Source organism: Variovorax sp. HW608 (assembly GCF_900090195.1).
Taxonomy (GTDB): domain Bacteria; phylum Pseudomonadota; class Gammaproteobacteria; order Burkholderiales; family Burkholderiaceae_C; genus Variovorax.
The window spans coordinates 7,370,296-7,392,993 of the sequence record NZ_LT607803.1; the positions used below are offsets into that span (position 1 = coordinate 7,370,296).

22 protein-coding genes are annotated in these 22,698 nt (G+C 68.2%); 2 read left to right on the plus strand and 20 right to left on the minus strand.

Annotated features, from left to right (window positions below; all coding sequences use genetic code 11):
• Positions 1–16: 16 nt before the first annotated feature.
• The 16 genes from ku to VAR608DRAFT_RS34985 form a co-directional block, all read right to left on the minus strand.
• Positions 17–982 (minus strand): non-homologous end joining protein Ku, encoded by a 966-nt coding sequence (gene ku / locus VAR608DRAFT_RS34910; protein ID WP_088958220.1) that lies wholly within the window; start codon positions 980–982, stop codon positions 17–19.
• A gap of 91 nt (positions 983–1,073) precedes the next feature.
• Positions 1,074–3,530 (minus strand): mechanosensitive ion channel domain-containing protein, encoded by a 2,457-nt coding sequence (locus VAR608DRAFT_RS34915; protein WP_088958221.1) that lies wholly within the window; start codon positions 3,528–3,530, stop codon positions 1,074–1,076.
• Between the two features lie 67 nt (positions 3,531–3,597).
• A complete protein-coding gene (gene paaZ / locus VAR608DRAFT_RS34920; protein WP_088958222.1) occupies positions 3,598–5,643 on the minus strand; it encodes a phenylacetic acid degradation bifunctional protein PaaZ in 2,046 nt (681 codons plus the stop codon).
• Between the two features lie 17 nt (positions 5,644–5,660).
• Positions 5,661–6,401 carry an ABC transporter ATP-binding protein gene (locus tag VAR608DRAFT_RS34925; RefSeq protein ID WP_088958223.1) on the minus strand — a complete coding sequence of 247 codons (741 nt, stop codon included), beginning with the start codon at positions 6,399–6,401 and terminating at the stop codon, positions 5,661–5,663.
• Complete coding sequence (locus VAR608DRAFT_RS34930; protein ID WP_088958224.1) at positions 6,398–8,224, minus strand: branched-chain amino acid ABC transporter ATP-binding protein/permease; 1,827 nt, start codon at positions 8,222–8,224, stop codon at positions 6,398–6,400. Before VAR608DRAFT_RS34930 ends, VAR608DRAFT_RS34925 begins: the two co-directional genes overlap by 4 nt.
• Entirely contained in the window at positions 8,221–9,249 is a 1,029-nt protein-coding gene (locus VAR608DRAFT_RS34935; protein WP_088958225.1) for a branched-chain amino acid ABC transporter permease, read from the minus strand. Before VAR608DRAFT_RS34935 ends, VAR608DRAFT_RS34930 begins: the two co-directional genes overlap by 4 nt.
• Before the next feature lie 49 nt (positions 9,250–9,298).
• The gene (locus VAR608DRAFT_RS34940; protein WP_088959149.1) at positions 9,299–10,453 is read right to left on the minus strand and encodes an ABC transporter substrate-binding protein; all 1,155 of its coding nucleotides are present in this window, start codon (positions 10,451–10,453) and stop codon (positions 9,299–9,301) included.
• Between the two features lie 45 nt (positions 10,454–10,498).
• On the minus strand, positions 10,499–11,122 hold the full coding sequence (locus VAR608DRAFT_RS34945; protein ID WP_088958226.1) for a TetR/AcrR family transcriptional regulator: 624 nt from the start codon (positions 11,120–11,122) through the stop codon (positions 10,499–10,501).
• Positions 11,123–11,135: 13 nt separating this feature from the next.
• A complete protein-coding gene (gene paaE / locus VAR608DRAFT_RS34950; protein WP_088958227.1) occupies positions 11,136–12,221 on the minus strand; it encodes a 1,2-phenylacetyl-CoA epoxidase subunit PaaE in 1,086 nt (361 codons plus the stop codon).
• A 16-nt stretch (positions 12,222–12,237) separates the two neighbouring features.
• On the minus strand, positions 12,238–12,735 hold the full coding sequence (gene paaD / locus VAR608DRAFT_RS34955) for a 1,2-phenylacetyl-CoA epoxidase subunit PaaD (RefSeq protein WP_088959151.1): 498 nt from the start codon (positions 12,733–12,735) through the stop codon (positions 12,238–12,240).
• 14 nt (positions 12,736–12,749) lie between these two features.
• Positions 12,750–13,523, minus strand: a complete 774-nt coding sequence (gene paaC / locus VAR608DRAFT_RS34960; RefSeq protein ID WP_088959150.1) for a 1,2-phenylacetyl-CoA epoxidase subunit PaaC — start codon at positions 13,521–13,523, stop codon at positions 12,750–12,752.
• A gap of 10 nt (positions 13,524–13,533) precedes the next feature.
• Entirely contained in the window at positions 13,534–13,842 is a 309-nt protein-coding gene (paaB, locus tag VAR608DRAFT_RS34965) for a 1,2-phenylacetyl-CoA epoxidase subunit PaaB (protein ID WP_088958228.1), read from the minus strand.
• A gap of 23 nt (positions 13,843–13,865) precedes the next feature.
• Positions 13,866–14,879, minus strand: coding sequence for a 1,2-phenylacetyl-CoA epoxidase subunit PaaA (gene paaA, locus VAR608DRAFT_RS34970; protein ID WP_088958229.1), 1,014 nt, complete (start codon positions 14,877–14,879; stop codon positions 13,866–13,868).
• Between the two features lie 33 nt (positions 14,880–14,912).
• A complete protein-coding gene (gene paaK, locus VAR608DRAFT_RS34975) occupies positions 14,913–16,232 on the minus strand; it encodes a phenylacetate--CoA ligase PaaK (protein WP_088959152.1) in 1,320 nt (439 codons plus the stop codon).
• Positions 16,233–16,258: 26 nt separating this feature from the next.
• Positions 16,259–16,699, minus strand: a complete 441-nt coding sequence (gene paaI, locus VAR608DRAFT_RS34980; protein WP_088958230.1) for a hydroxyphenylacetyl-CoA thioesterase PaaI — start codon at positions 16,697–16,699, stop codon at positions 16,259–16,261.
• Positions 16,700–16,707: 8 nt separating this feature from the next.
• The gene (locus VAR608DRAFT_RS34985; protein WP_088958231.1) at positions 16,708–17,508 is read right to left on the minus strand and encodes an enoyl-CoA hydratase-related protein; all 801 of its coding nucleotides are present in this window, start codon (positions 17,506–17,508) and stop codon (positions 16,708–16,710) included.
• A gap of 186 nt (positions 17,509–17,694) precedes the next feature.
• On the opposite strand from VAR608DRAFT_RS34985, the gene VAR608DRAFT_RS34990 reads away from it, so the two are divergent.
• The gene (locus VAR608DRAFT_RS34990; RefSeq protein WP_088958232.1) at positions 17,695–18,297 is read left to right on the plus strand and encodes a phenylacetic acid degradation protein PaaY; all 603 of its coding nucleotides are present in this window, start codon (positions 17,695–17,697) and stop codon (positions 18,295–18,297) included.
• A 15-nt stretch (positions 18,298–18,312) separates the two neighbouring features.
• Here the strand turns inward: VAR608DRAFT_RS34990 and VAR608DRAFT_RS34995 are convergent, their stop codons facing one another.
• Entirely contained in the window at positions 18,313–18,714 is a 402-nt protein-coding gene (locus VAR608DRAFT_RS34995; protein ID WP_088958233.1) for a PIN domain-containing protein, read from the minus strand.
• On the minus strand, positions 18,714–18,935 hold the full coding sequence (locus VAR608DRAFT_RS35000) for an AbrB/MazE/SpoVT family DNA-binding domain-containing protein (RefSeq protein ID WP_088958234.1): 222 nt from the start codon (positions 18,933–18,935) through the stop codon (positions 18,714–18,716). The genes VAR608DRAFT_RS34995 and VAR608DRAFT_RS35000 overlap by 1 nt, the downstream gene beginning before the upstream one ends.
• A gap of 157 nt (positions 18,936–19,092) precedes the next feature.
• On the opposite strand from VAR608DRAFT_RS35000, the gene VAR608DRAFT_RS35005 reads away from it, so the two are divergent.
• On the plus strand, positions 19,093–20,880 hold the full coding sequence (locus VAR608DRAFT_RS35005) for a carboxylesterase/lipase family protein (RefSeq protein WP_088958235.1): 1,788 nt from the start codon (positions 19,093–19,095) through the stop codon (positions 20,878–20,880).
• Between the two features lie 13 nt (positions 20,881–20,893).
• Here VAR608DRAFT_RS35005 and VAR608DRAFT_RS35010 read toward each other — a convergent pair whose 3' ends face one another.
• Positions 20,894–21,892, minus strand: coding sequence for a succinylglutamate desuccinylase/aspartoacylase domain-containing protein (locus tag VAR608DRAFT_RS35010; RefSeq protein ID WP_088958236.1), 999 nt, complete (start codon positions 21,890–21,892; stop codon positions 20,894–20,896).
• A gap of 79 nt (positions 21,893–21,971) precedes the next feature.
• Positions 21,972–22,667, minus strand: a complete 696-nt coding sequence (rpe, locus tag VAR608DRAFT_RS35015) for a ribulose-phosphate 3-epimerase (protein ID WP_088958237.1) — start codon at positions 22,665–22,667, stop codon at positions 21,972–21,974.
• Between the last annotated feature and the right edge of the window lie 31 nt (positions 22,668–22,698).

Sequence of the window (22,698 nt, forward strand, 5' to 3'; positions counted from 1 at the left end):
TGCTGCCTTCCGCTGGTCATGCCGCCTTGGGGGCGGTCTTCGCCGATACGTGCCTGCGCGCGGCCTTCCGGGCCGGCGCCTTGCGCGCCTTCTTCGCCGGAGCGCTGCCCGCATCCGCATCGTCGGCGCTCCCCGCCTCATCCGCACCGGACTTGCCGCGATTCTTGCGCAGGCTGCGCTGCAGCAGCTCGGTCAGATCCACCACATTGCCGCCGCGCCTGCCTTCCACTTGCTCAGCGGCTTCGGGCTGCGTGACTTCCTCGGTCTGGCCCGCTTCCACCTTCTGCTCGATGAGCCGATGGATCTTCCCGGTGAACGAATCCTCGAAGTCGGCCGGGTCCCAGTCGCCGCTCATGTCCTTCACGAGCTGCTCGGCCATCTTCAGCTCGCGCTCCGTGACGCCGGCCTGCTTCGGGCTTTCGGCCGGCAGCGGCAGGTCCTTCCACGGCCGGATGTCGGCGCCCCAGCGCAGCAGGTTCAGCACCAGCCCCGGACCGGTCGGCACCAGCACCGCGAGATGTTCCTTGGTCTGGATCACCACCCGCGCGATGCCGATGCGGCCGACGCGCTTGAGGGTGTCGCGCAGGAGCGCATACACCTTGCCGCCGCGGTTGATCGGCGCGAGGTAGTAGGGGCGGTCGAGATAGATGAAGGGAATGCTGTCGGCCGGCACGAAGCGCTCGATCGACACGGTCTGCGTCGTCTTCGGGTAGGCGGCCTCGATCTCATCCTTGCTCAGCACCACGTACTGGCCGCGTTCGTACTCGACGCCCTTCACGATCTGCTCGCGCGCGACCTCCCGGCCGGTCTTCTTGTTCACGCGCTTGTAGCCCACCGGGTCCATGGTGCGCTTGTCGAGCCAGTCGAAGTCGATGCCGTGGTTGACCGTGGCCGCATAGAGCGCCACCGGAATGTGGACGAGGCCGAAGCTGATCGCGCCCTTCCACAGGACGCGCGGCGCGGGGGGCTTGGATTTGGGCATGGTGCAGTGCTCCGGGCTCGACCGTAGTTTGCGCCCGCTCGTGCCCATGTAGGAGCGCACGGGCGGGGGATGCAGGCCCGAGGCTGGATCGCTAGATCGGGCGGTCCGCGAATCGCTCCAGCACATCGGCCGCCCCGGCGCCCAGGTGCACCTCGCTCTGCGGCCGCGGCAATTCGATGCCCGCCTCGGCGAGCGCGGTGCGGATGTTCTTCGCCAGGTTGCTGCGCACCAGCAGCCAGTTCACGCCTTCCACCGTCCATGCGCGCAGGCTGATCTGCAGCAGGCCGCCGCCCAGGCCGATCACGAAGGCTTCCGGCGCGGGCGACACCGACACGCCTTCGAGTTCGCGCGCGACACGCTGCAGCAGCTCCATGGTTCGCTCCGCCGGCACGTCGGGGCGCGTGTTCACCTCGAGCTCGATGCGGCGGCGGGTGCCGCTGAGCGTCCAGTTGACCAGCTTGTCGGCCAGCAGGACGCCGTTCGGGATCACCACGTCCGCGCCTTCGAAGGTGGTGACGATGGTGGCGCGGATGCCGATGTGGCTGACCGTGCCCAGGAGACCCGCGATGTCGACCACGTCGCCCGGGCGGATCGGCCGCTCGAACATCAGGATCAGGCCCGCCACGAAGTTCTTGACCACGTCCTGCAGGCCGAAGCCGATACCGACGCCGAGCGCGCCGAACACGATCGCCAGCTGCCCGACCGGAAAGCCCAGGAGGCCCAGCGCCGTCAGCAGACCGAAGGTGACGAGGAAGTAGTAGGTCAGCGACGAGATGCTGTTGCCCACGCCGCGCGGCAGCGACATCGAGGGCAGCACATCCTTCTGCAGCACCTGCCGGATCACCCGCGCGACCCAGAAGGCGACCAGGACCGCGGCGACGAAGGCGACCACGTTGCCAAGGCTCAGCGACAGCGCGCCGAGCGTGAACACATGATTGAGCGCACTCGACAGCATGTCCGCAAGCGGCCGGTAGATCCGGAACGACTGCAGCAGGATCACGACGAACGCGACCGTCAGCAACGCACGCCCGACCTGCGCGCCGGTCTGCGCCCACGAGCGGCCGCCCTGCGCCACCTGCGAGACGTCGTGGCGGATGAACAGCACCTGCGCGAGCGCCACCACGATGGTGACCGCGGCATACATCACGAGCCCGAGGTAGCTGCTGTCGAGCACGGCCGAGGCCAGCGTGATCGCGAGCGACACGTTGCCCAGCAGGTTCGACACCGCGGCCAGGCTGAGCGCCACCCCGGCCGCGCCGAGCAGCAGGACCATCACCGGCTGCCGGTGCGCCGGGGTGCCGACAGGCACTTCGCGGCGCGCGCGCACGAAGAGCACCACCACGGTCGCGAGCATCACGAGATCGAGCAGCAACAGCAGGCTTCGGTAGAGGAATTCATTGCTCACCGGCAACGAGGCCAGCATGTTGAGCAGGTAGAAGCCGGCGCTCAGGTAGGCCCACGGGCCGACCGCCGCCAGCAGCCGCGACGGCAGCAGCCGCAGCATGGGCAGCCAGGCCAGCAGCATGAACAGCTGCTGGCGCACCGCCGGGCCCTTGAAGTCGAACACCACGGCGAACAGCGCCACCAGCACCAGCCAGGCAGCCCAGGGGCGGCTCAGCGGCTTGACCGACTCGGGCGTCACGAGCCCGTCGGCCACGAGCCGGCGCGCCCGGCCGCGCAGCCACAGCAGGAGCGGCAACAGGACCAGCGCGGCCGCGAGGAGCATCCGCAGCAGGTTCACGTTGGCGGCATCGTGGTCGCGCGCGAGTGCGGATTCGATCGCCAGGCTCTGACGCAGTCCGGCACCGAAAGGCTCCAGCGCGATGCGGTCGCGCCCCGTGCTTTGCCAGAGCGGCGGCGCATCCACCGACAGCAGGCGGCGGTCCAGTTCGTCGATGCGCTGCTGCACATCCGACTCCTCTTCGCGCACCTGCCGCGCCAGTTCGCCGGCCACGCGCCCGAGGTGCAGCGACCTGGCGAGCGGGTCGGCCACCGTCTTCTCGGCCTCCTCGATCTTGGCGATCAGCTCGTCGATGCGCTCGCGCAATGCCGGTGCGATGGCCTGCGCATCGTTGCCGGTGGCGCTCCATTGCGCGCGCATTCCGGTCAGCGCCGCCGCGTCCTCGGAAAGCTCGCGCGCGACGCGCGATGCGCGCGTTCGCAGGTCGTTCAGCTCGCGCGCATAGAGCTGCCAGTGCCGCTGCAGGCTTTCGAGCCGGCGGATCGGCAGGTCTTCGAGCTGGTGCTCGGCGGACTGCTGCGCGAGCTGGTTGACGGACAGCGACAGCCGCGCGAGGCTGGTTTCGAGGCGCTGGAGTTCGTCGTCCTGCTTCGCGCGCTGCACCGCGGTCTGGATGCGGTGCTCGTCGCCGTCGGCGCGCGCGGTGATGTCTGCGGCGGGAATGGCCTCGGCCGCCGTGGCCGGTGCCGCGGCCGTTTCCTCAGGGGTGGCGGCCCAGGGCGACGGGCCCGACAGGCACGCCACGCAGGCCGCGATGCCGAGGAGGATCGGAAGGATCCCCCTCCGTGGGCGCACAAGTCCATCCATGCGGCGGAATTGTGCTCACGATCGCCCGCTTGGCAAGCCGGGCGAACATGCACTGAAAAGGCGCGGCTTAGCTGCGCTTTGCTACCAGCGTGAGAATGTCGTAGCTGGCGACCAGATCGCCGTCCTGGTTGCTCACTTCCACATCCCAGGCGACCACGCCCTGGCCGACGCCGTTGGCGTCCTTCTTGTTGCGGTCGATCTTGCGCTTGCAGGTCAGGCGCGCGCGGATCGTGTCGCCGATGCCCACCGGCTTGACGAAGCGCAGCGTGTCGAGCCCGTAGTTGGCCAGCACCGGCCCCGGCGCCGGCGAGACGAAGAGCCCCGCTGCCGCCGACAGCACGAAATAGCCGTGCGCGATGCGCTTGCCGAAGGGGCTTTCCTTGGCCGCGATCTCGTCGAAGTGCATGTAGAAGTAGTCGCCCGAGATGCCGCCGAAGGCGACGATGTCGGCCTCGCTCACCGTGCGGCGGTGCGTGAGCAGCGAATCGCCGATCGCGAGATCCTCGAAGTGCTTGCGGAACGGATGCACCTCGGATTCGTTGAGCCTGGCGCCGCGCATGTATTCGCCGGTGACCGCGGCGATCATGGTCGGCGAGCCCTGCACCGCCGTGCGCTGCAGGTAATGCTTGACCGCGCGCAGGCCGCCCAGCTCTTCGCCGCCGCCCGCGCGGCCGGGGCCGCCGTGCTTGAGGAAAGGCAGCGGCGAGCCATGGCCGGTGGATTCGACCGCCGCTTCGCGATCGAGCACCAGCATGCGGCCGTGATGTGCCGCCGCGACCGGAATGGCCTTGGCGGCGGTCGCCGGGTCCTTGGTGACCAGCGTGCCGACGAGGCTGCCGCGACCGCGCGCCGCGAGCGCGAGTGCTTCGTCGATGCCGTCGTAGGGCATCAGCGTGCTGACCGGGCCGAAGGCCTCGACGTCGTGCACCGCGTCGTGGCGCAGTGGGTCGCGCGCGAGCAGCAGCGTCGGCGAGAAGAACGCGCCTTCGGCGACGCCCTCGCCCTGCGGTTCGAAGCCGTCGCGCTCGCCGTAGACCAGTTCCGCGCCCTGCATCAGCGTGCGCACGCGCTCGGCCACGTCGGCCTTCTGCGCGTGCGATGCCAGCGCGCCCATGCGCACGCTCTCGAGCGCCGGATCGCCGACCACGGTCTTCGCAAGGCGTGCGCGAAGCCGCTCGGCCACCGCATCGAGATGCTGGCGCGGCACGATCGCGCGGCGGATCGCGGTGCACTTCTGGCCGGACTTGACCGTCATCTCGCGCGCCACTTCCTTGACGAAGAGGTCGAACTCCTCGTCATCGGGCGAGACGTCGGGCGCGAGGATCGCGCAGTTGAGCGAATCGGCTTCGGCGTTGAACGGGATCGACTGCCGCACGATGTTCGGATGCACGCGCAGCTTCGCGGCGGTGTCGGCGGAGCCCGTGAAGGTGACCACGTCGGCGCCGTCCAGCCGGTCCAGCAGGTCGCCGGTGCTGCCGATCACCAGCTGCAGGCTGCCCTCGGGCAGGAGGCCCGAGCGGTGCATGAGCCGCACCAGCGCTTCGGTGAGGTAGCTGGTCGAGGTCGCCGGCTTGCCGATGCAGGGCATGCCCGCGAGGAAGCTGGGCGCCCATTTTTCGAGCAGGCCCCAGATCGGGAAGTTGAAGGCGTTGATGTGCACCGCGACGCCACGGCGCGGCACCAGGATGTGCGTGCCCGCGAAGCTGCCCTTCTTGCCGAGCGGGATCGGCGGGCCCTCATGCACGAGGTTGCCCGAGGGCAATTCGTTGCCGCCGATGCCCGCATAGGCCGCGAGCGTGCCCGCGCCGCCTTCGATGTCGATCCAGCTGTCGGCGCGCGTCGCGCCGGTGTGGGCCGAGACCGCGTAGAGCTCCTCCTTGTGCTCGGCGAGGTACTTGGCGAGCGCACGCAGGCGCTGTGCGCGCTGCTGGAAGTCCATCGCGAGCAAATTGGTGAGGCCGACGGTGCGCGCGTGATGCAGCGCCTCGCCGAAGTCGATGGACTCGGCATGCGTGCTCGCCACCGGACGGCCGTTGACGGCGCTCTGGAGCACCTGCGCGCCCTGCTGGCCGAGCCAGCGGCCGGCGATGAAGCTCTGAAGGATCTGGGTCATGAATTTCTCCGAAGGAATCAGGCGAGGGCGGCGTTCTTGTTGCCGAGCCCGAGGTAGGTGTCGATGATCCGGCGGTCGTGCAGCAGCGCCTGCGCCGGGCCGGTGAGCGCGACCGCGCCGGTTTCCAGCACGTAGCCGCGGTCGGCGACCTGCAATGCGGCGCGCGCGTTCTGCTCCACGAGCAGCACCGACACGCCGTGCGAGCGCAGCGACGAGACGACGTGCAGCACCTCGCGCACGATCAGCGGCGCGAGGCCGAGCGAGGGCTCGTCGAGCATCAGCAGCTTCGGCCGCGCCATCAGCGCACGGCCGATCGCGAGCATCTGGCGCTCGCCGCCCGAGAGCGTGCTCGCGAGCTGCGCGCGGCGCTCCTTGAGGCGCGGGAAGATCGCGAAGACTTCTTCCATGCGCTCGCGCTGGTCGCGCCGGCCAGTGCGCCAGCGGTAGAAGCCGCCGAGCAGCAGGTTGTCCTCGACCGGCATTTCGCCGAACAGCTCGCGCCGCTCGGGCACCAGCGCCACGCCGCGCGCGACCATCGCCTCGACGCTGGGCCGCGCGATGCGCTCGCCGGCGAGCGTGACGCTGCCGGTGGAAGGCAGGAGGCCCATCGCCGCGCACAGCAAGGTGGTCTTGCCCGCGCCGTTGGGCCCGATGACGGTGACGATCTCGCCCTCGTCCACGCGCAGGTCGACGCTGTGCACCGCCTCGACCGCGCCGTAGGCGACGCTGAAGCCCTGGAGTTCGAAGAGCGGGTTCATGCGGCCATCTGGATCGGTTCGTCGCCGCCGCCGAGGTAGGCGTCGAGCACACGGGGGTTGACCTGCACCTCGGCGGGCGTGCCTTCGGCGATGACGGTGCCGAACTCCAGCACCGTGATGCGGTCGGCGAGGTTCATCACGAATTCCATGTCGTGTTCGACGATCAGGATGCCCAGGCCTTCGGCACGCAGTTGCGAGAGCAAGGTGGCGAGCGCCTGCTTCTCCAGGTGACGCAGGCCGGCGGCGGGCTCGTCGAGCAGCAGCGCGGCCGGCTGGCCGGCGAGCGCGCGGGCGATCTCGACCACGCGCTGCTGGCCGAGCGCGAGCGACGCGGCGGGCACGTCGGCGTATTCGCCGAGGCCGCAGCGCTCGATCTGCCGGCGTGCTTCGGCGAGCAGCGCCGCTTCCTCCGCGCGGTCGAGCCGCAGCATCGATGCGATCCACCCCTGGCGGCCGCGGCGGTGCGCGCCGAGCGCGACGTTCTCCAGCACGCTGCGGGTGCCGAGCAGCCGCACATGCTGGAAGGTGCGGCCGAGGCCGCGCGCCGCGTAGTCGCGCGAAGGCTTGCCGTTCATCGTCTCGCCGATGAGCCGCACCTCGCCTTCGGTCGGGTCGTCCACGCCCGAGATCATGTTGAAGAAGGTGCTCTTGCCCGCGCCGTTCGGACCGATCAGCGCATGCACCTCGCCGGCCTTGAGCGTCATCGCGACCGCGTTGTTGGCAACGAGGCCGCCGAAGCGCTTGGTGACCTTGTCCGATTCGAGCAGCAGGGTGCCGGCCGGCGGCAGCGTGCGGCTCGCGAGCGATGCGGCCACCTTCGGCGCATGGATCGGATTGGGCTTGAGGAAGCGCGCCGAGAAGCGCGCCAGCGTCGGCCAGATCCCGTCGGCGAAGCGCTGGAGCACGAAAAGCATCAGGAGGCCGAAGACGATCACCTCGAAGTTGCCGCTGGCGCCGAGCAGCTTGGGCAGGATGTCCTGCAACTGTTCCTTGACCAGCGTGATGAGCGTCGCGCCGAGCACCGCGCCCCACAGATGGCCCGCGCCGCCGACCACCGCCATGAAGAGGTACTCGATGCCGATGTTGAGGTTGAACGGCGTCGGGTTGACGAAGCGCTGCATGTGCGCATAGAGCCAGCCCGAGAGCGCCGCCAGCAGCGCCGCGAGCACGAACACCTTGACGCGGTAGCGCGCGGTGTCGACGCCCATCGATTCGGCCATCACGCGGCCCGACTTCAGCGCGCGGATCGCCCGGCCTTCGCGCGAATCGAGCAGGTTGTGAAGCGCCCAGAGCGACAGCAGCAAGAGCGCCCAGATCAGCGGCCCGAGCGCGCGCGGCGAGGCGAGCGACAGGCCCGCAATCGTCAGCGCCGGCAGGCCGGTGATGCCGGTCTGGCCGCCGAGGAATTCGAGGTTGCCGAACAGGAAATAGAGGCTCAGCCCCCAGGCGATGGTGCACAGCGGCAGGTAGTGGCCCGAGAGCTTGAGCGTGATCGCGCCCAGCGCCCAGGCGACGAGGAAGGTCAGCACCAGCCCCAGCGCGAGGCCGACCCACGGCAGCGCGCCGGCCGGCACCACACCGCCCAGCGCCGCGGTGGCCGCGGGCGAGGTGCAGATCCAGGCCGTGGCGTACGCGCCGATGGCGACGAACGCGGCCTGCCCGAACGAGGTCATGCCGCCGATGCCGGTGAGCATCACGAGCCCGGCCGCGACCATCGAATAGAGGCCGATGTAGCTGAACAGCGTGACGGTGAATTCGGGCAGCCAGGCCCAGCACAGCGCCAGCGCGGCGATGCCAAGGAGGGTCAGGTGGCGGCGGGTCATTCCTCGTCCTCCACATGGCGGCTGCGCAAGGAGCGCCACCAAAGAACCGGGATGATCAAGGTGAACACGAGCACTTCCTTGAACGCGCTGGCCCAGAACGAAGAGAAGGCTTCGAGCTGCCCCACCAGCAGCGCGCCGAGCACCGCGATGGGATAGCTCGCGAGCCCGCCGACGATCGCCGCGACGAAGCCCTTGAGCCCGATGAGAAAGCCAGTGTCGTAATACACCGTGGTGAGCGGCGCGATGAGCAGGCCGGAGACGGCACCGATCAGCGCCGCGAGCGCGAAGCTCAGGTCGCCCGACAGGTCGGTCGGGATGCCCATGAGGCGTGCGCCGACACGGTTCATCGCGGTCGCGCGCAGCGCCTTGCCGACGATGGAGCGTTCGAAGAAGAGGAACATGAGGACCACCAGCACCGCCGCCACGCCGACCACCACCAGCGACTGGCCGGTGATCGCGAGCCCGCCGATGTCGATACGTGCTTCGGAGAACGGCGGCGTGCGCGAGCCTTCGGCGCCGAAGAACAGCAGGCCGAGGCCGACCAGCACGCCGTGCAGCGCCACCGAGACGATCAGCAGGATCAGCACCGTCGCATCCGCCAGCGGCCGGTAGGCCAGCCGATACAGCAAGGGCCCGAGCGGCGTGATGAGCACCAGCGCGGTCGCCGCCTGCATCGCGAGCGACGTGGAGCGCACGCCGAGCACCAGCACGCAGGCCACGAGCGGGAACGCGAGGGTCCAGACGGCCGTGGCCTTCCAGTCCACCGTCGCGCCGCGCTTCCAGCGCCAGCCTTCGACCGCCAGCGTGGCCACCGCCAAGGCCAGCAACAGCCACAGCGTGGCCGGCGTGCGGCCGGCGTTGAGTGCGGCCATCGACAAGGCGCCGAAGGCCACCAGTTCGCCCTGCGGGATGAAGATCACCCGCGTGACGGAAAACACCAGCACCAGCGCCAGCGCCATCAGTCCGTAGACCGCGCCGTTGACGATGCCGTCCTGCCCCAGCAACAGGGCGATGTCGAAATCCATGTGCTCTCCCAGCGACCGCTGCCGGCCTGGTCAATCGATCAGATGCGACTCAGGGGCTCGGCGGGAGGTATTTCCAGGCGCCGTTCTCGATCTTGACCATCACGCGGGCGCGCTGGTCGAGGCCCAGGTGATCGTTGGGCGTCATGTTGAACACGCCGTGCGCACCGGGCAGTTCCTTGACCTGCTCGAGCGCATCGCGCAGCGCGGAGCGGAACTCGGGCGTGCCAGGCTGCCCCTTCTTGAGCGCGACCGGAACGGCCGCGGCCATCAGGAGGCCGGTGTCCCAGGCATGCGCGCCGAAGGTCGAGACCGAGCCCTTGCCGTTCGCCGCTTCATAGGCCGCCACATAGGCCAGCGCGGACTTCTTCACCGGGTTGCTGGCGGGCAGCTGGTCGGCGACCAGCACCGGGCCGGCCGGCAGGAAGGTGCCTTCGACGTCCTTGCCGCCCACGCGCAGGAAGTCGGCGTTGGCAACGCCGTGCGTCTGGTAGAGCTTGCCGGTGTAGCCGCGCTCCTTGAGGCTCTTCTGCGGCAGCGCGGCCGGCGTGCCGGACCCGGCGACGAGGATCGCGTCGGGCTTGGCGGACATCAGCTTGAGCGTCTGGCCGGTGACCGAGGTGTCGGTGCGCGCATAGCGCTCGTTGCTGACGATCTTCAGCTTCTTGAGGTCCGCCGCCTTGGCGAATTCCTGGTACCAGCCTTCGCCGTAGGCGTCGGAGAAGCCGATGAAGCCGACCGTCTTCACGCCGTTGGAGGCCATGTGCTCGGCAATCGCGAGCGACATCATGATGTCGTTCTGCGGCGTCTTGAAGACCCAGCGCTTCTTGGCATCCACCGGCTCGACGATGCGGGCCGACGCGGCCATCGAGATCATCGGCGTCTGGCTCTCGGCGGCGACGTCGATCATCGCGAGCGAGTTCGGCGTCGTGGTGGAGCCGAGGATCACGTCCACCTTGTTCTCGGAGATCAGCTTGCGCGTGTTGTTGACGGCCGCGGTGGTGTCGCTGGCGTCATCGAGCAGGATGTAGTTGATCTTCTGCCCCGCGATGGTCTTGGGCATCAGCGCGATGGTGTTCTTCTCGGGAATGCCGAGCGAGGCAGCCGGGCCGGTGGCCGAGACGGTGACGCCGACGTTGATGTCGGCGTGCGCGAGCGCCGAGGCCAGCAGGGCCGCGATCAGCGCGAGGGGCTTGAGGTGTTTCATGAGCATGTCTCCGTTTTGGTGGTTGATGAAAAAGTGAGCTGGCTTCTATGCGTCCACGTGCACGATGCGCTGGGGAATCTTCACGCCGGGAAGACCCCCGAGAAAGAGATCGGCCACCACCGGGGCCATGGCGTCGTAGTCGAGCTCGCCATCGGGCCGCATCCAGATGAACATCCAGTTGATCATGCCGAACAGCAGCATGGTCAGCGGCTTGGCGAGCGCGGCGCCCTGCAGGTCGGGCCGCAGTTCGGTCACCGCGCGCGCGAAGCCCGACACCACCTTGCGCTGCGTATCGAGCACGCGCTCGCGGTCGTCCGGCTCCATGAACTTCACGTCCTCGGTCAGCACCCGATGCGCATGCCGCGCACCGGCATATTCCTGCACGAAGCGGCGGATGAGCTCGCGCAGGCGCGCTTCCGGCGCGAGCTTCTGCGCCTCGACATCGGTCACGAGTCCTTCGAGCCGCGAGACATGGTTCTCGGCGATGCTGATGAGCAGGCTGTACTTGTCGCGGTAGTAGTGATAGAGCAAGGCCTTGGAAAAGCCGCACGCTTCCGCCACCTGGTTCATCGAGGTGGCGGAATAGCCGCGGTTGGCGAAGAGCTGCGCGGCATGCTCCAGGATCATCTCGCGCTGATCGTCGTAACCGGGTGAGCGTCCACGGGCCATGGGGTTCCTTGTTCTATCGTTCGTCGAATGAGAGGACCACCTTCTCTGTCAATGGATGGGCCTGGCAGGTCAGGACGAAGCCGGCCGCGACCTCGTTCTTGTCGAGTGCGAAGTTTCGCTCCATTCGCACCTCGCCTTCGACGAGCTTCGCGCGGCAGGTGCCGCACACGCCCGAGGTGCACGAGAACGGCACTTCGAGGCCCGAGGCCGATGCGCAGTCGAGGATGCTCGGCTGGTCCTTGCGGAACTCGATCTCGCGCTGCAGGCCGTCGCGGATGATGACGATCTTCGCGACCTCGGCATCGCCGGGCTTGGCCTCGTGGATCACCGCGCCCACCGGTGCGCCTTCGGGCGTCGCGACGCCGAAGCGTTCGATGTGGATGCGCTCTTCCGGCACGCCGGCCGCGAGCAATGCGGCCTCGGCCTCGTCGTTCATCTGGAACGGGCCGCAGATGTAGGCGTGGTCGATGCTGCCGGCCGGCACCACGCTGGCGAGGAACTCGCCGAGCTTCTCGCGGCTCATGCGGCCCATATTGAGCGGCGCATCGGTCGGCTCACCCGAGAACACATGGTGCAGCACCAGGCGCGTCATGTAGCGGTTCTTCAGGTCCTCGAGTTCTTCCTTGAACATCGTGGACTGCAGCTTGCGGTTGCCGTAGATCAGCGTGAAGCGCGAGTTCGGCTCGCGTGCGAGCACCGTCTTCATGATCGACAGGATCGGCGTGATGCCGCTGCCGCCGACGATGCCGACGTGGTGGCGCTTCCCATCCGGCTCGATCGGCACGAAGAAGCGGCCTTGCGGCGCCATCACGTTGATGGTGTCGCCGGGCTGCAGCTTCTCGTTGATCCATTTCGAGAAGGTGCCGCCCTTGACCTTGCGCACGCCGACGCGCAGCTCGCCGTCGTCGATACCGGCGCAGATCGAGTACGAGCGGCGCAGGTCCTGCCCGTCGATGTCCTTGCGCAGGGTGAGGTACTGGCCCTGCGTGAAGCCGAAGACTTCACGCAGGTCGGGGGGCACGTCGAAGGAGACGATCACTGCTTCGTCGGTGTCGGGTGCGATCTGGCGCACGCGCAGGGGATGGAACATGACGCTCATGGGACTCTCCGCCGCTTCAGATCGGCTTGAAATGTTCGAAAGGCTCGCGGCAAGAGATGCAGCGATACATGGACTTGCAGGCCGTGGAGCCGAACGCGGAGAGACGCTCCGTGTTCTTGCTGCCACAACGCGGGCAGGTCACTGCATCGGCCTTGCGGCCGAAGATGCGGATCGGCACTGCGCCGTCGGGCGCGGGACCGGGCGGCGCGATGCCGTATTCGAAGAGCTTGCGGCGGCCTTCGGCGCTGATCCAGTCGGTGGTCCAGGCCGGTGCGCGCTGCAGGGTCACGTAGGCCGGCCCGAGGCCGGCCTTCTCGATCGCGGCGAGCACGTCATGCTCGATGACTTCGGTCGCCGGGCAGCCGGAATAGGTCGGCGTGAGCACCACTTCGAGCCCGTCGTCGTGCTCGACCACGTCGCGCACGATCCCGAGGTCGCGCACCGATAGCGCCGGCACCTCGGGGTCGAGCACCGCCCCGAGCACGTCCCAGGCCTGTTCGCTGCGCTTTGCCATGGCGGCCTCGGTGTTCACCACACGCCCCCGGGGTAGGCGCGTTGCAGGTACTGCATCTCGGCGAGGATATAGCCCATGTGCTCGCTGTGCACGCCGCGCTTGCCGGTGCTGCGGAAGGCTGCATCGTCCGGGCGCTTCAGCGTGGCTTCGTCGAGGATGGCGTTCATCTCTTCGAGCCACTTGGCCTGCAGGTCGGACCAGCGCGGGCCGATGCCGTCGGCGCTCGCGGCTTCGTCGATCGCATCGGACTCGAAGAGCTCGGGTACGTAGAGCCACAGCTCGCGCAGGGCGCGCTCGATGCGCTGGCGCGCTTCGTCGGTGCTGTCGCCGAGGCGCACGACCCAGTCGGCCGCATGCTGCTGGTGGTAGCGCGCTTCCTTGACCGCCTTGCCGGCGATCGCGGCGAGGTCGGCGTTGCTGGAGTCGTGCAGGCGCTCCCACAGCAGCTTCATGAGCGTGGCCATCATCGCGTTGCGCATCACCGTGAAGGCGAAGTCGCCGCGCGGCAGCTCGACCATCGTGAGGTTGCGGAAGTCCTTCTCCTGGCGCAGGAAGGCGAGCTGGTCCTCGTCATGCCCGCGGCCTTCGAGCTGGCCCGCGAGCGTGAGCACTGCGCGGGACTGGCCGATGAGGTCGAGCGCCATGTTCGACATGGCGATGTCTTCCTCCAGGATCGGCGCGTGGCCGGACCATTCGGAGAGGCGCTGCGCATGGATCAGGCAGGTGTCGCCGATGCGCAGCAAATACTGCACGGCAGGTGTGAGTTGAATGTCGATGGAACCTTGCATCTCGGCCACCTTACATGTGGTCCACCGAACCCGGCAGCTTGTAGAAGGTCGGGTGGCGATAGACCTTGTCTTCCATCGGATCGAAGTACATGTCCTTGTCGGCCGGGTCGCTGGCGACGATCTGGTCGGAGCGCACCACCCACACGCTGGTGCCTTCCTGGCGGCGCGTGTAGACGTCGCGGGCCATCTGGATCGCCATCTTCGGGTCGGCGGCGTGCAGGCTGCCGCAATGCTTGTGGTCGAGGCCGGAGCGGCTGCGGACGAAGACTTCCCACAGCGGCCATTCGGTGGCGGTGTTCGACGGGTTCGGGTTGCTCATGGTCGTATTCCTTGGATCGTGGGTCAGGCGGCGAGGGGTTCGGGCACGGCGCGCTTGGCGGCATGGGCGAGCGCCGCTTCGCGCACCCAGGCGCCGTCGTCCCATGCCTTGACGCGCGCGCCGAGGCGTTCGCGGTTGCACGGGCCGTCGCCGCCGATGACGCGCCAGAACTCGCTCCAGTCGATCGGGCCGTGGTCGTAGTGCTGGCGTTCCTCGTTCCACTTGAGGTCCGGGTCGGGCAGCGTGACGCCGAGCACCTTGGCCTGTTCGACCGTGGCGTCGATGAACTTGGCGCGCAGCTCGTCGTTGGAGATGCGCTTGATGCCCCAGCGCATCGATTGCGCCGAGTTGGGCGACTGGTCGTCCGGCGGGCCGAACATCATGATCGACGGCCACCACCAGCGGTCGACCGCGTCCTGCACCATCGCCTTCTGCGCCTCGGTGCCTTGCTGCATCATCGTGAGCAGCGCCTCGAAGCCCTGGCGCTGGTGGAAGCTTTCCTCGCGGCAGATGCGGATCATGGCGCGCGCATACGGCGCGTAGGAGCAGCGGCAGATCGGCACCTGGTTCATGATCGCGGCGCCGTCGACCAGCCAGCCGATGGTGCCCATGTCGGCCCAGTTCAGCGTCGGGTAGTTGAAGATCGAGCTGTACTTGGCGCGGCCGGTGTGCAGTGCCTCCAGCATCTGGTCGCGCGAAGTGCCGAGCGTTTCGGCCGCCGAGTAGAGATAGAGCCCGTGGCCCGCTTCGTCCTGGATCTTGGCCAGCAGGATCGCCTTGCGCTTGAGCGTCGGCGCGCGCGTGACCCAGTTGCCTTCGGGCAGCATGCCGACGATCTCGGAATGCGCGTGCTGGCTGATCTGGCGCAGCAGCGTCTTGCGGTAATGCTCGGGCATCCAGTCCTTGGCCTCGATGAAATCGCCGGCGTCGATGCGCGCGTCGAAGCGCTCCTCGAGCTGCATTTCCTCGGCCGAGCGCACGGCCTTCTTGCCGTCCGCGGGGTCCTTGCCCATCGTGTCCATGGCTTGCGTGTACATGGCGATCCTTTCGGTTTGTTCAGTCGATCAGCGTCACTTCGGACGCTGGTCATTCACGCGCTTGGCCTTGCCCGTGAGCGTGCGTTCGATCGAGTCCGGCGCGAGCACCTGCACGCGCGTGCTGATGCCGACCAGCGTCTTGATGCGGTGCTGCAGCCAGCCCGCGATCTCGCGCAGCTCGGCGGCATCGACGGCCGACGCAGCGGCCGGCTGCAGCTCGCAGCGCACTTCCACTTCGTCGAGCAGGCCGGAGCGGCTGACGTTGATCTGGTACTGGCCGGAAAGCTTGGCGTGCTGCAGCACGATTTCCTCGATCTGCGTCGGGAAGACGTTGACGCCGCGGATGATCAGCATGTCGTCCGATCGGCCGACGATCTTGCCCATGCGGCGGAACGAGCGCGCGGTGGGCGTGAGCAGGCGCGTGAGATCGCGCGTGCGGTAGCGGATGATCGGCAGCGCTTCCTTGGTGAGCGAGGTGAAGACCAGTTCGCCTTCCGAGCCCTCGGGCAGCACTTCGCCGGTCTCGGGGTCGATGATCTCGGGATAGAAGTGGTCCTCCCAGATCACCGGGCCGTCCTTGGTCTCGATGCATTCGCTCGCCACGCCCGGGCCCATCACTTCGGAGAGGCCATAGATGTCGACCGCGTCGATGCCGGCCTTGCCTTCGATCTCGTGGCGCATGGCCTCGGTCCACGGCTCGGCGCCGAAGATGCCGACCTTGAGCGAGCTTTCGCGCGGGTCAAGGCCCTGGCGCACGAACTCTTCCACGATCACCTGCATGTAGCTCGGCGTGACCATGATGATGTCGGGCTTGAAGTCGCGGATCAGCTGCACCTGCTTCTCGGTCTGGCCGCCGGACATCGGCACCACCGTGCAACCGAGCTTCTCGGCGCCGTAGTGCGCGCCGAGGCCGCCGGTGAAGAGGCCGTAGCCGTAGGCCACATGCACCATGTCGCCGGCGCGGCCGCCGGCGGCGCGGATCGAGCGCGCGACCAGCGTGGCCCAGGTGTCGATGTCGCTGCGGGTGTAGCCCACCACCGTGGGCTTGCCCGTGGTGCCCGACGACGCATGGATGCGCGACACCTTCTCGCGCGGCACCGCGAAGAGGCCGAAGGGATAGTTGTCGCGCAGGTCCTTCTTGGTCGTGAACGGGTACTTCGAGAGGTCGCCGAGCTGCTTCAGGTCGCTCGGATGCACGCCCTTGTCGTCGAAGGCCTTGCGGTAGTGCGGCACGTTGTCGTAGGCGTGCTGGAGGGTCCAGCGCAGGCGCTGGATTTGCAGCGACTGGATCTGGTCGCGGCTCGCGGTCTCGATCGCTTCGAGCTCGCCGGGGCGGGGTTGCTTCACGGGCATGAGCATGGATGTCTCCTGGTGGCGGCTCACGCGGCGACGGCCGGCTTGCCTTTGAGGGTGTAGGAACGGCCGCGGAAGACCGCGATGCGCTCGTTGCGCTGGTTGGTGATGTCGCAGTCGTAGACGCCGGTGCGGCCGGCCTTCGAGACTTCGAACGCGCATGCGGTGAGCACGTCGCCTTCGCGGCCCGGCGCCATCAGGTCCATCGAGAAGCCGGAGGCCACGGTGAGTTCGTTGTACGAATTGCAGGCGTAGGCGAAGGCGGTGTCGGCGAGCGTGGTGATCAGGCCGCCGTGGCAGATGTCGTGGCCGTTGAGCATGTTCTGGCGCACGGTCATGGTGACGGTCGCCTTGCCGGGCGTGGTTTCGGTGACTTCCATGCCGAGGCTGCGGGCGGCGCGGTCGTTGGCGAACATGCGTTCGCGGACCAGGTCGGCGGTCTGCTGCGGAGTGTGTTCAGTGGTCATCGTGGGGATCAGCGGTCGGTGAATCGGGGAGCGCGCTTCGCGCCGAACGCCGCCACGCCTTCGAGGTAGTCGTGCGCGCGGCCCAGCTCGGCCTGCAGCGCGGCTTCGTGATCGAGCGCCTGGTCGAGCGTGAAGTGCTGCGCGGCATCGATGGCGGCGCGCGTGGCGGCCAGCGCCTTCACGGGCATGGCGGCGAGGCGCTCCGCGAGCTTGCGGGCGTCCTCGGCGAGCGCGGCGTCGTCGACGCACTTCCAGACGAGGCCTATGCGTTCGGCTTCGGCGGCGGAAAGCTTGTCGCCCAGCATCGCGAGGCCCAGCGCGCGGGCGCGGCCGACGATGCGCGGCAGCAGCCAGGTGCCGCCGGTGTCGGGCACGAGGCCGATCTTCGCGAAGGCCTGGATGAAGCTGGCCGATTGCGCGGCCAGCACCAGATCGCAGTTGAGCGCGAGGTTCGCGCCCGCACCGGCCGCCACGCCGTTGACCGCCGCGATCACCGGCACCGGCATCGACTTGATGCGCTTCACGAGCGGCGTGTAGTGCAGCGCGATGGCGCGGCTCAGGTCCTTGGGCGGCTCGCCGGCGGGCGACGGCGCGACCATCGGATCGGCCAGATCCTGCCCGGCGCAGAAGCCGCGGCCGGCGCCGGTGAGGACCAGGCAGCGCACGGCGGCATCCGCCGCCGCGGCATCGAGCGCGGCGCGAAGCTCTTCATGCATGGCGCCATTGAAACTGTTGAGCGCGGCGGGCCGGTTGAGCGTGAGCGTCAGAACCGGGCCGTCCTGCGAGGCGAGGACGAGTGCGTCGGACAAGCTGTGTCTCCAGTCGTGGGAACGGGATTCGGGCGCCGGGCGGGTCTTGATCTGTGTCAAAAGTATTGTTGACCGACCGGTCGGTGAATCATAAGATCATCACCAATCCTGATGCAAGTCAAACTTGCGCAGGGTTAACCCTTGGCTGGAAACAGCCCGTAACAGCCCCGCCAACAGGAGACAACCTTGCCCTGCTATTCCATCGAAGGCGTGGTGCCGGTCATCGACCCGAGCGCCTACGTGCACCCCACCGCCGTGCTGATCGGCGACGTCATCGTGGGGCCCGAGTGCTACGTCGGCCCGTGCGCCGTGCTGCGCGGCGACTTCGGCCGCATCGAGCTCAAACGCGGCTCCAACCTGCAGGACACCTGCGTGGTCCACGGCTTTCCGCAGCAGGACACGGTGGTGGAGGAGAACGGCCACATCGGCCACGGCGCGGTGCTGCACAGCTGCATCGTGCGGCGCAATGCGCTGGTGGGCATGAACGCGGTCGTGATGGACGAAGCCGAAGTGGGCGAAGCCGCGATCCTCGCGGCCTGCGCCTTCGTGCCCGCCGGCAAGAAGATCCCGCCGCGCTCGCTCGCCGCGGGCATGCCCGCGAAGGTGATCCGCGAACTGAGCGATCAGGAAATCGCCTGGAAGCTCGAAGGCACGAAGACCTACCAGGACCTCACGCGGCGCAGCCTCGCGAGCATGCAGCAGGTGGAGGCGCTCACCGCGGTCGAGGACAGCCGGCCGCGCGTGCAGGCACCGAACGTGAAGCCGTTGATTGCGACCAAGCGCGGCTGAGGGTCCTCACCAAAGTCAACGCCCCATCATCTGCGCGCCGCCGAGCTTGGCCGCGCGTCTGTCGAAGGTCCACAACGGCGACTCGCCGGCCTGTGCCGCCAGAGCGATGTGCAGGCAGTCGGCAAAGTCGGCCGTGCCGTTGCGGTACAGCTGCAGTGCCACTTCAAGGGCACGCTCCGACTCGAAGCTCAGTTCGGCCGCCGAAAACAGGCTTGACAAGGCCCCCATCACTTCGTCCTTGGGGTATCCGAAACTGGCGCGCAGAACCCACTCGATCTCGAGCGTGACCGTCACCGGCACGAAAAGCGTTTCTCCATTGGCTACGCACTTGCGAATGAGTCGGCGAGCCGCGGCCAACTGCGCTTCATCGTCCTGCACGACGTAGCGGATCAGGACGTTGGTATCGAGCGCCGGCATCAGCGCCAGGGGTTCATTTCCTCGACGCCAACGCGCTTGCCCTTCCGGGCTTTCAGCATGCCGCCCATGTCGAGGATGGACTTGGTCTTGGCCCGAACGATGATGGTGCCATCCGGCATCACGGACCAGACCAGCCGGGTTCCAGGCTTGGCATGCACCAAAGCTCTCACCTCGGCGGGAACCGTGGTTTGGCCCTTGACGGTGATGGTGGACTCTGTCATCGAGGCCTCCTTACTGAAAGCCGAATTGTAATGCGCGCAATCGCTGAGGTCTGTTTAAAGGGATTTGGACTGCTGATCGAAGCGAGTCGGGTTTCCCCCCGTAGCCCCCTCCACCCGCGAGCCCTTACCGTTGCGCCCTTCTGGAGGGGACAAGACCATGATGCTCAAGGCCGGCTTGGTGGCGGGGTGTGTCGCGCTTCTTTCTCAGACGCCGTGCTGGGCGCACGGCAACGCGGACGTCGAGCGCGAAACGCGCTTCGGGACGGTCGTCGGCATCGACGATTCGGATCGCTCGGGGACCCTGGCCTGGAAGGGCGTGCCCTTCGCGAAGCCACCGGTCGGCGACCTGCGCTGGAAGGCGCCGGTCGACCCGGACCGGTGGCGCCAGCCCAAGGCCACCCAGCAGTTCGCCAACGCGTGCGCGCAGTACGGCCGCATCTACGGCCCCGGCGCCAACAACCGCTACGACGCGACGATCGGCACCACGCTGAACCAGGCGGTGGGCAGCGAGGACTGCCTGTACCTCAACATCTGGCGTCCGGCCAGGGACAAGCGCCAGGGCGGCAACAGGGACAACGACCAGGGGCAGGACGAGGGCAACGGCGACGGCCTGCCGGTGATCGTCTTCGTTCATGGCGGCAGCGACGTGTCGGGCTACACCGCGGACCCGGTCTACGACGGGGCCGCGCTCGCCAAGGCCGCGAATGCCGTCGTGGTGACCGTGAACTACCGGCTCGGCATCTTCGGCTTCCTCGATCTGCCGCAGTTCAAGTCCGGCACCAACGGCGTGGGCGACTCGGGCAACTTCGCGCTGCTCGACATCGTCAAGGCGCTCGAATTCGTTGGCGGCAATATCGAGGCGTTCGGGGGCAATCCGCGCAACATCACCTTGATGGGCCAGTCAGCGGGCGCCATCAACGTCTATGCGCTGCAGACCTCCCCGCTGGTGACGAGCGCCCGTCAGCCGCTCTTCCACCGCCTGGTGCCGCTCAGCGGCGGCATCTCGCTGGCGGCCAATCTGGCGCCGGGGCGCATTCCGACGCTCAATCCGCAATCGGTCTATGCCGCCCAGGGCAGCGCCTTGCTCGCCAATCAGCTCATCGCCGACGGCCTCGCCACCGATGCCGCGTCCGCCGCAGCCTACGTGGCCAGCCAGACGCCGGCGCAGATCGCGGCCTATCTGCGCTCGAAGAGCCCGGCCACGCTGCTCTCCACGCTGCTGACCCGGCTCGCGCCGCTCGGACTGGCGGGCTCGGGCCCGATTCCCGACGGCATCGTGGTGCCGGTCAATCCGATCGCCGCGATCCAGGCCGGCAACTACCTGCGGGTACCGGTCCTGGCGGGGAACACCCGCGACGAGGCCAAGCTGTTCCCCACCTTCCTCGCGCTGTCGCCTGCGCTCGGCGGCGTGAGCGGCCGGCTGGTGAGCGATGCCACGCTGTTCTCGACGCAGTTCGGCTACAACCCCGACGCCCCGCCGACGATCACCATCCAGCAGTGGATCCCGGCGGTCTACCTTCCGGTGACGACACCGGTCACGGGCTTCAACGCGAGGACGGACCTGCTCAACCAGATCTTCTTCATCGCGAGCCGCGACAACGTGCTCAACGCACTCAAGGCGCAGCAGAACGAGGTCTGGTACTACCGCTTCGACTGGGACGAGGAGCCGGCGCCGTGGAACGACATCTATGGCGCCGCGCATGCCTTCGACCTGCCCTTCATCTTCGGCAATTTCGGGCCGTCGCTGTTCTCGAACATCGCGAACTCGACGGCCAACAAGCCGGGCCGTCTCGACCTGTCCAACGCGATGATGAAGAGCCTGGGCGCCTTCGCCAGACGGGGCGATCCCAATGCGCCGGCGGTGCTGGGCGTCTCCTGGCAGCCCTGGCCCTCGACGCTCGTCTTCGATGCCTCGCCCACGAGCACGGCGATCTCGCTGCAGTAGGCGTCCGGCAGGCCTAGCGGCTCGGCCGCGTCAGATCCCTGTCGCTGTCCACCGCGAAGTAGAACCACTCGGTCCCCGCCAACGCCTCCGCGTTCGGGAACACGATGAAGCCGTCGCGCTCCGCGTAGACCATGCTGCCGTCCTCGCGCACCGCAATCGGATCGCCGCGCGAGACGGGGTCGAAGGTGGCCCATTCGCGCACGAACTGGTCTTCTTCGTGGAAGCGATCGACCACGCTGACGAGGCGCAGCAGCGAAGGCTTCGGCGGCGCGGCCGCGCCCGGATCGGGCGCGATCATGCCGAGCAGGCGCAGCGCCGAGAGAATCGCCTGGTAGGCCACGCCGGGCGCGGCCGGATCCTCGTGCTGGCCGCATTCGAGCGTGACGCCGTAGCCGCCGCGGCTTCGCATGTATTCGTTGGTGCCCTTGCCGAAAGCCACCTCCACGGGATCGACCGGCTTGCCGCCCGCGCGTTGCGCGACGCCGGCGGCGTAGATGTCGAGCCAGCCCTCGACCACGCGCGGCGTGCGCAGGTGCAGCGCGAGCTGGCCTTCCTCGAAGGCACGCGCGAAGGGCTCCAGCGTGCCCTGGTTGTCGCGCGGGCCGATCATCGCGAAGGCCTCACCGGCGCTCTGGAAGGAATGGAGGTCGAGCAGCACCTCGTGCCGGTCGAGCAGCGGGCACAGCAGGTCGGTGATGCGGGCCTCGTAGTCGGCCGGCGCCCGGCCCGGCGCGGTGGGCTCGAAGAGCCGGTTGAGATTGCGCTCGCCTTCGCGCCGCAGGCGCCGGCGCGCGAGCGGATTGGCGACCGGCACCATCGTGACTTGCCCGCGCAGCAGGCGCAACGCGCCCGAATCGAGTTCGGCCACTGCGCGCTCGATGCCCGCGGTGCCGCAAGTCTCGTCGCCATGGACGCCGCCGAGCACGATGAGCTTCGGGCCGGATTCGATCGCGCCGAAGGCGTGGATGCGGAGCGTATCGTTGGCGGTGAGTGCGGCGGTGGAGTCGGTCATCAGCCGGCCATCCTACAACGGGGCAGAGGACGGTCCTACCGTGTTTCCCGCGATGGCGCGAACGAGGCGCGGGGCAGGCTCAGGCCTTGAGCGAGGCGTCGAGCTGCTCTCGCATCGCCGTGATCACGCCCTTGTAGTCCTTGGCGTTGAAGATGGCGCTGCCGGCCACGAAAGTGTCCGCGCCGGCGCTCGCCACGCGCGCGATGTTGTCGGTCTTGATGCCGCCATCGACTTCGAGGCGGATGTCGCGGCCGGTTTCATCGATGCGCTTGCGCGCGAGTTCGATCTTGCGCAGCGCGGAATCGATGAAGCTCTGGCCGCCGAAACCGGGGTTCACGCTCATGATGAGGATCAGGTCGATCTCTTCGATCACCCAGTCGAGCGCCTCGAGCCCCGCGCCGGGATTGAACACCAGCCCGGCCTTGCAGCCGGCCGATTTGATCGCCTGGATGCTGCGGTGCATGTGCGGCGAGGCGTCGGGATGGAAGCTGATGTAGTCGGCACCGGCCTGCGCGAAGGCCGCGGCGAGCGCATCGACGGGCTCGATCATCAGGTGGACGTCGATAGGCACCGGCGTGCCGTCGGGCGCCTTTGCGTGCGGCTTGAGCGCCTGGCAGACCATGGGCCCGAAGGTCAGGTTCGGCACGTAATGGTTGTCCATCACGTCGAAATGGATCCAGTCGGCGCCGGCGGCGATGACGTCGCTCACTTCGGCGCCGAGGCGCGCGAAATCGGCCGAGAGAATGGAGGGGGCGATGCGGAACGGGCTGCTCATGGGGGCGAATTGTCGCAGCTTGGCCGCGAGG

Excerpts from the sequence above, each read along its gene's own strand:
- ku (WP_088958220.1), bottom strand. The coding sequence starts at position 982 with ATGCCCAAATCCAAGCCCCCCGCGCCGCGCGTCCTGTGGAAGGGCGCG.
- VAR608DRAFT_RS34915 (WP_088958221.1), bottom strand. The coding sequence starts at position 3,530 with ATGGATGGACTTGTGCGCCCACGGAGGGGGATCCTTCCGATCCTCCTC.
- paaZ (WP_088958222.1), bottom strand. The coding sequence starts at position 5,643 with ATGACCCAGATCCTTCAGAGCTTCATCGCCGGCCGCTGGCTCGGCCAG.
- VAR608DRAFT_RS34925 (WP_088958223.1), bottom strand. The coding sequence starts at position 6,401 with ATGAACCCGCTCTTCGAACTCCAGGGCTTCAGCGTCGCCTACGGCGCG.
- VAR608DRAFT_RS34930 (WP_088958224.1), bottom strand. The coding sequence starts at position 8,224 with ATGACCCGCCGCCACCTGACCCTCCTTGGCATCGCCGCGCTGGCGCTG.
- VAR608DRAFT_RS34935 (WP_088958225.1), bottom strand. The coding sequence starts at position 9,249 with ATGGATTTCGACATCGCCCTGTTGCTGGGGCAGGACGGCATCGTCAAC.
- VAR608DRAFT_RS34940 (WP_088959149.1), bottom strand. The coding sequence starts at position 10,453 with ATGAAACACCTCAAGCCCCTCGCGCTGATCGCGGCCCTGCTGGCCTCG.
- VAR608DRAFT_RS34945 (WP_088958226.1), bottom strand. The coding sequence starts at position 11,122 with ATGGCCCGTGGACGCTCACCCGGTTACGACGATCAGCGCGAGATGATC.
- paaE (WP_088958227.1), bottom strand. The coding sequence starts at position 12,221 with ATGAGCGTCATGTTCCATCCCCTGCGCGTGCGCCAGATCGCACCCGAC.
- paaD (WP_088959151.1), bottom strand. The coding sequence starts at position 12,735 with ATGGCAAAGCGCAGCGAACAGGCCTGGGACGTGCTCGGGGCGGTGCTC.
- paaC (WP_088959150.1), bottom strand. The coding sequence starts at position 13,523 with ATGCAAGGTTCCATCGACATTCAACTCACACCTGCCGTGCAGTATTTG.
- paaB (WP_088958228.1), bottom strand. The coding sequence starts at position 13,842 with ATGAGCAACCCGAACCCGTCGAACACCGCCACCGAATGGCCGCTGTGG.
- paaA (WP_088958229.1), bottom strand. The coding sequence starts at position 14,879 with ATGTACACGCAAGCCATGGACACGATGGGCAAGGACCCCGCGGACGGC.
- paaK (WP_088959152.1), bottom strand. The coding sequence starts at position 16,232 with ATGCCCGTGAAGCAACCCCGCCCCGGCGAGCTCGAAGCGATCGAGACC.
- paaI (WP_088958230.1), bottom strand. The coding sequence starts at position 16,699 with ATGACCACTGAACACACTCCGCAGCAGACCGCCGACCTGGTCCGCGAA.
- VAR608DRAFT_RS34995 (WP_088958233.1), bottom strand. The coding sequence starts at position 18,714 with ATGCCGGCGCTCGATACCAACGTCCTGATCCGCTACGTCGTGCAGGAC.
- VAR608DRAFT_RS35000 (WP_088958234.1), bottom strand. The coding sequence starts at position 18,935 with ATGACAGAGTCCACCATCACCGTCAAGGGCCAAACCACGGTTCCCGCC.
- VAR608DRAFT_RS35005 (WP_088958235.1), top strand. The coding sequence starts at position 19,093 with ATGATGCTCAAGGCCGGCTTGGTGGCGGGGTGTGTCGCGCTTCTTTCT.
- VAR608DRAFT_RS35010 (WP_088958236.1), bottom strand. The coding sequence starts at position 21,892 with ATGACCGACTCCACCGCCGCACTCACCGCCAACGATACGCTCCGCATC.
- rpe (WP_088958237.1), bottom strand. The coding sequence starts at position 22,667 with ATGAGCAGCCCGTTCCGCATCGCCCCCTCCATTCTCTCGGCCGATTTC.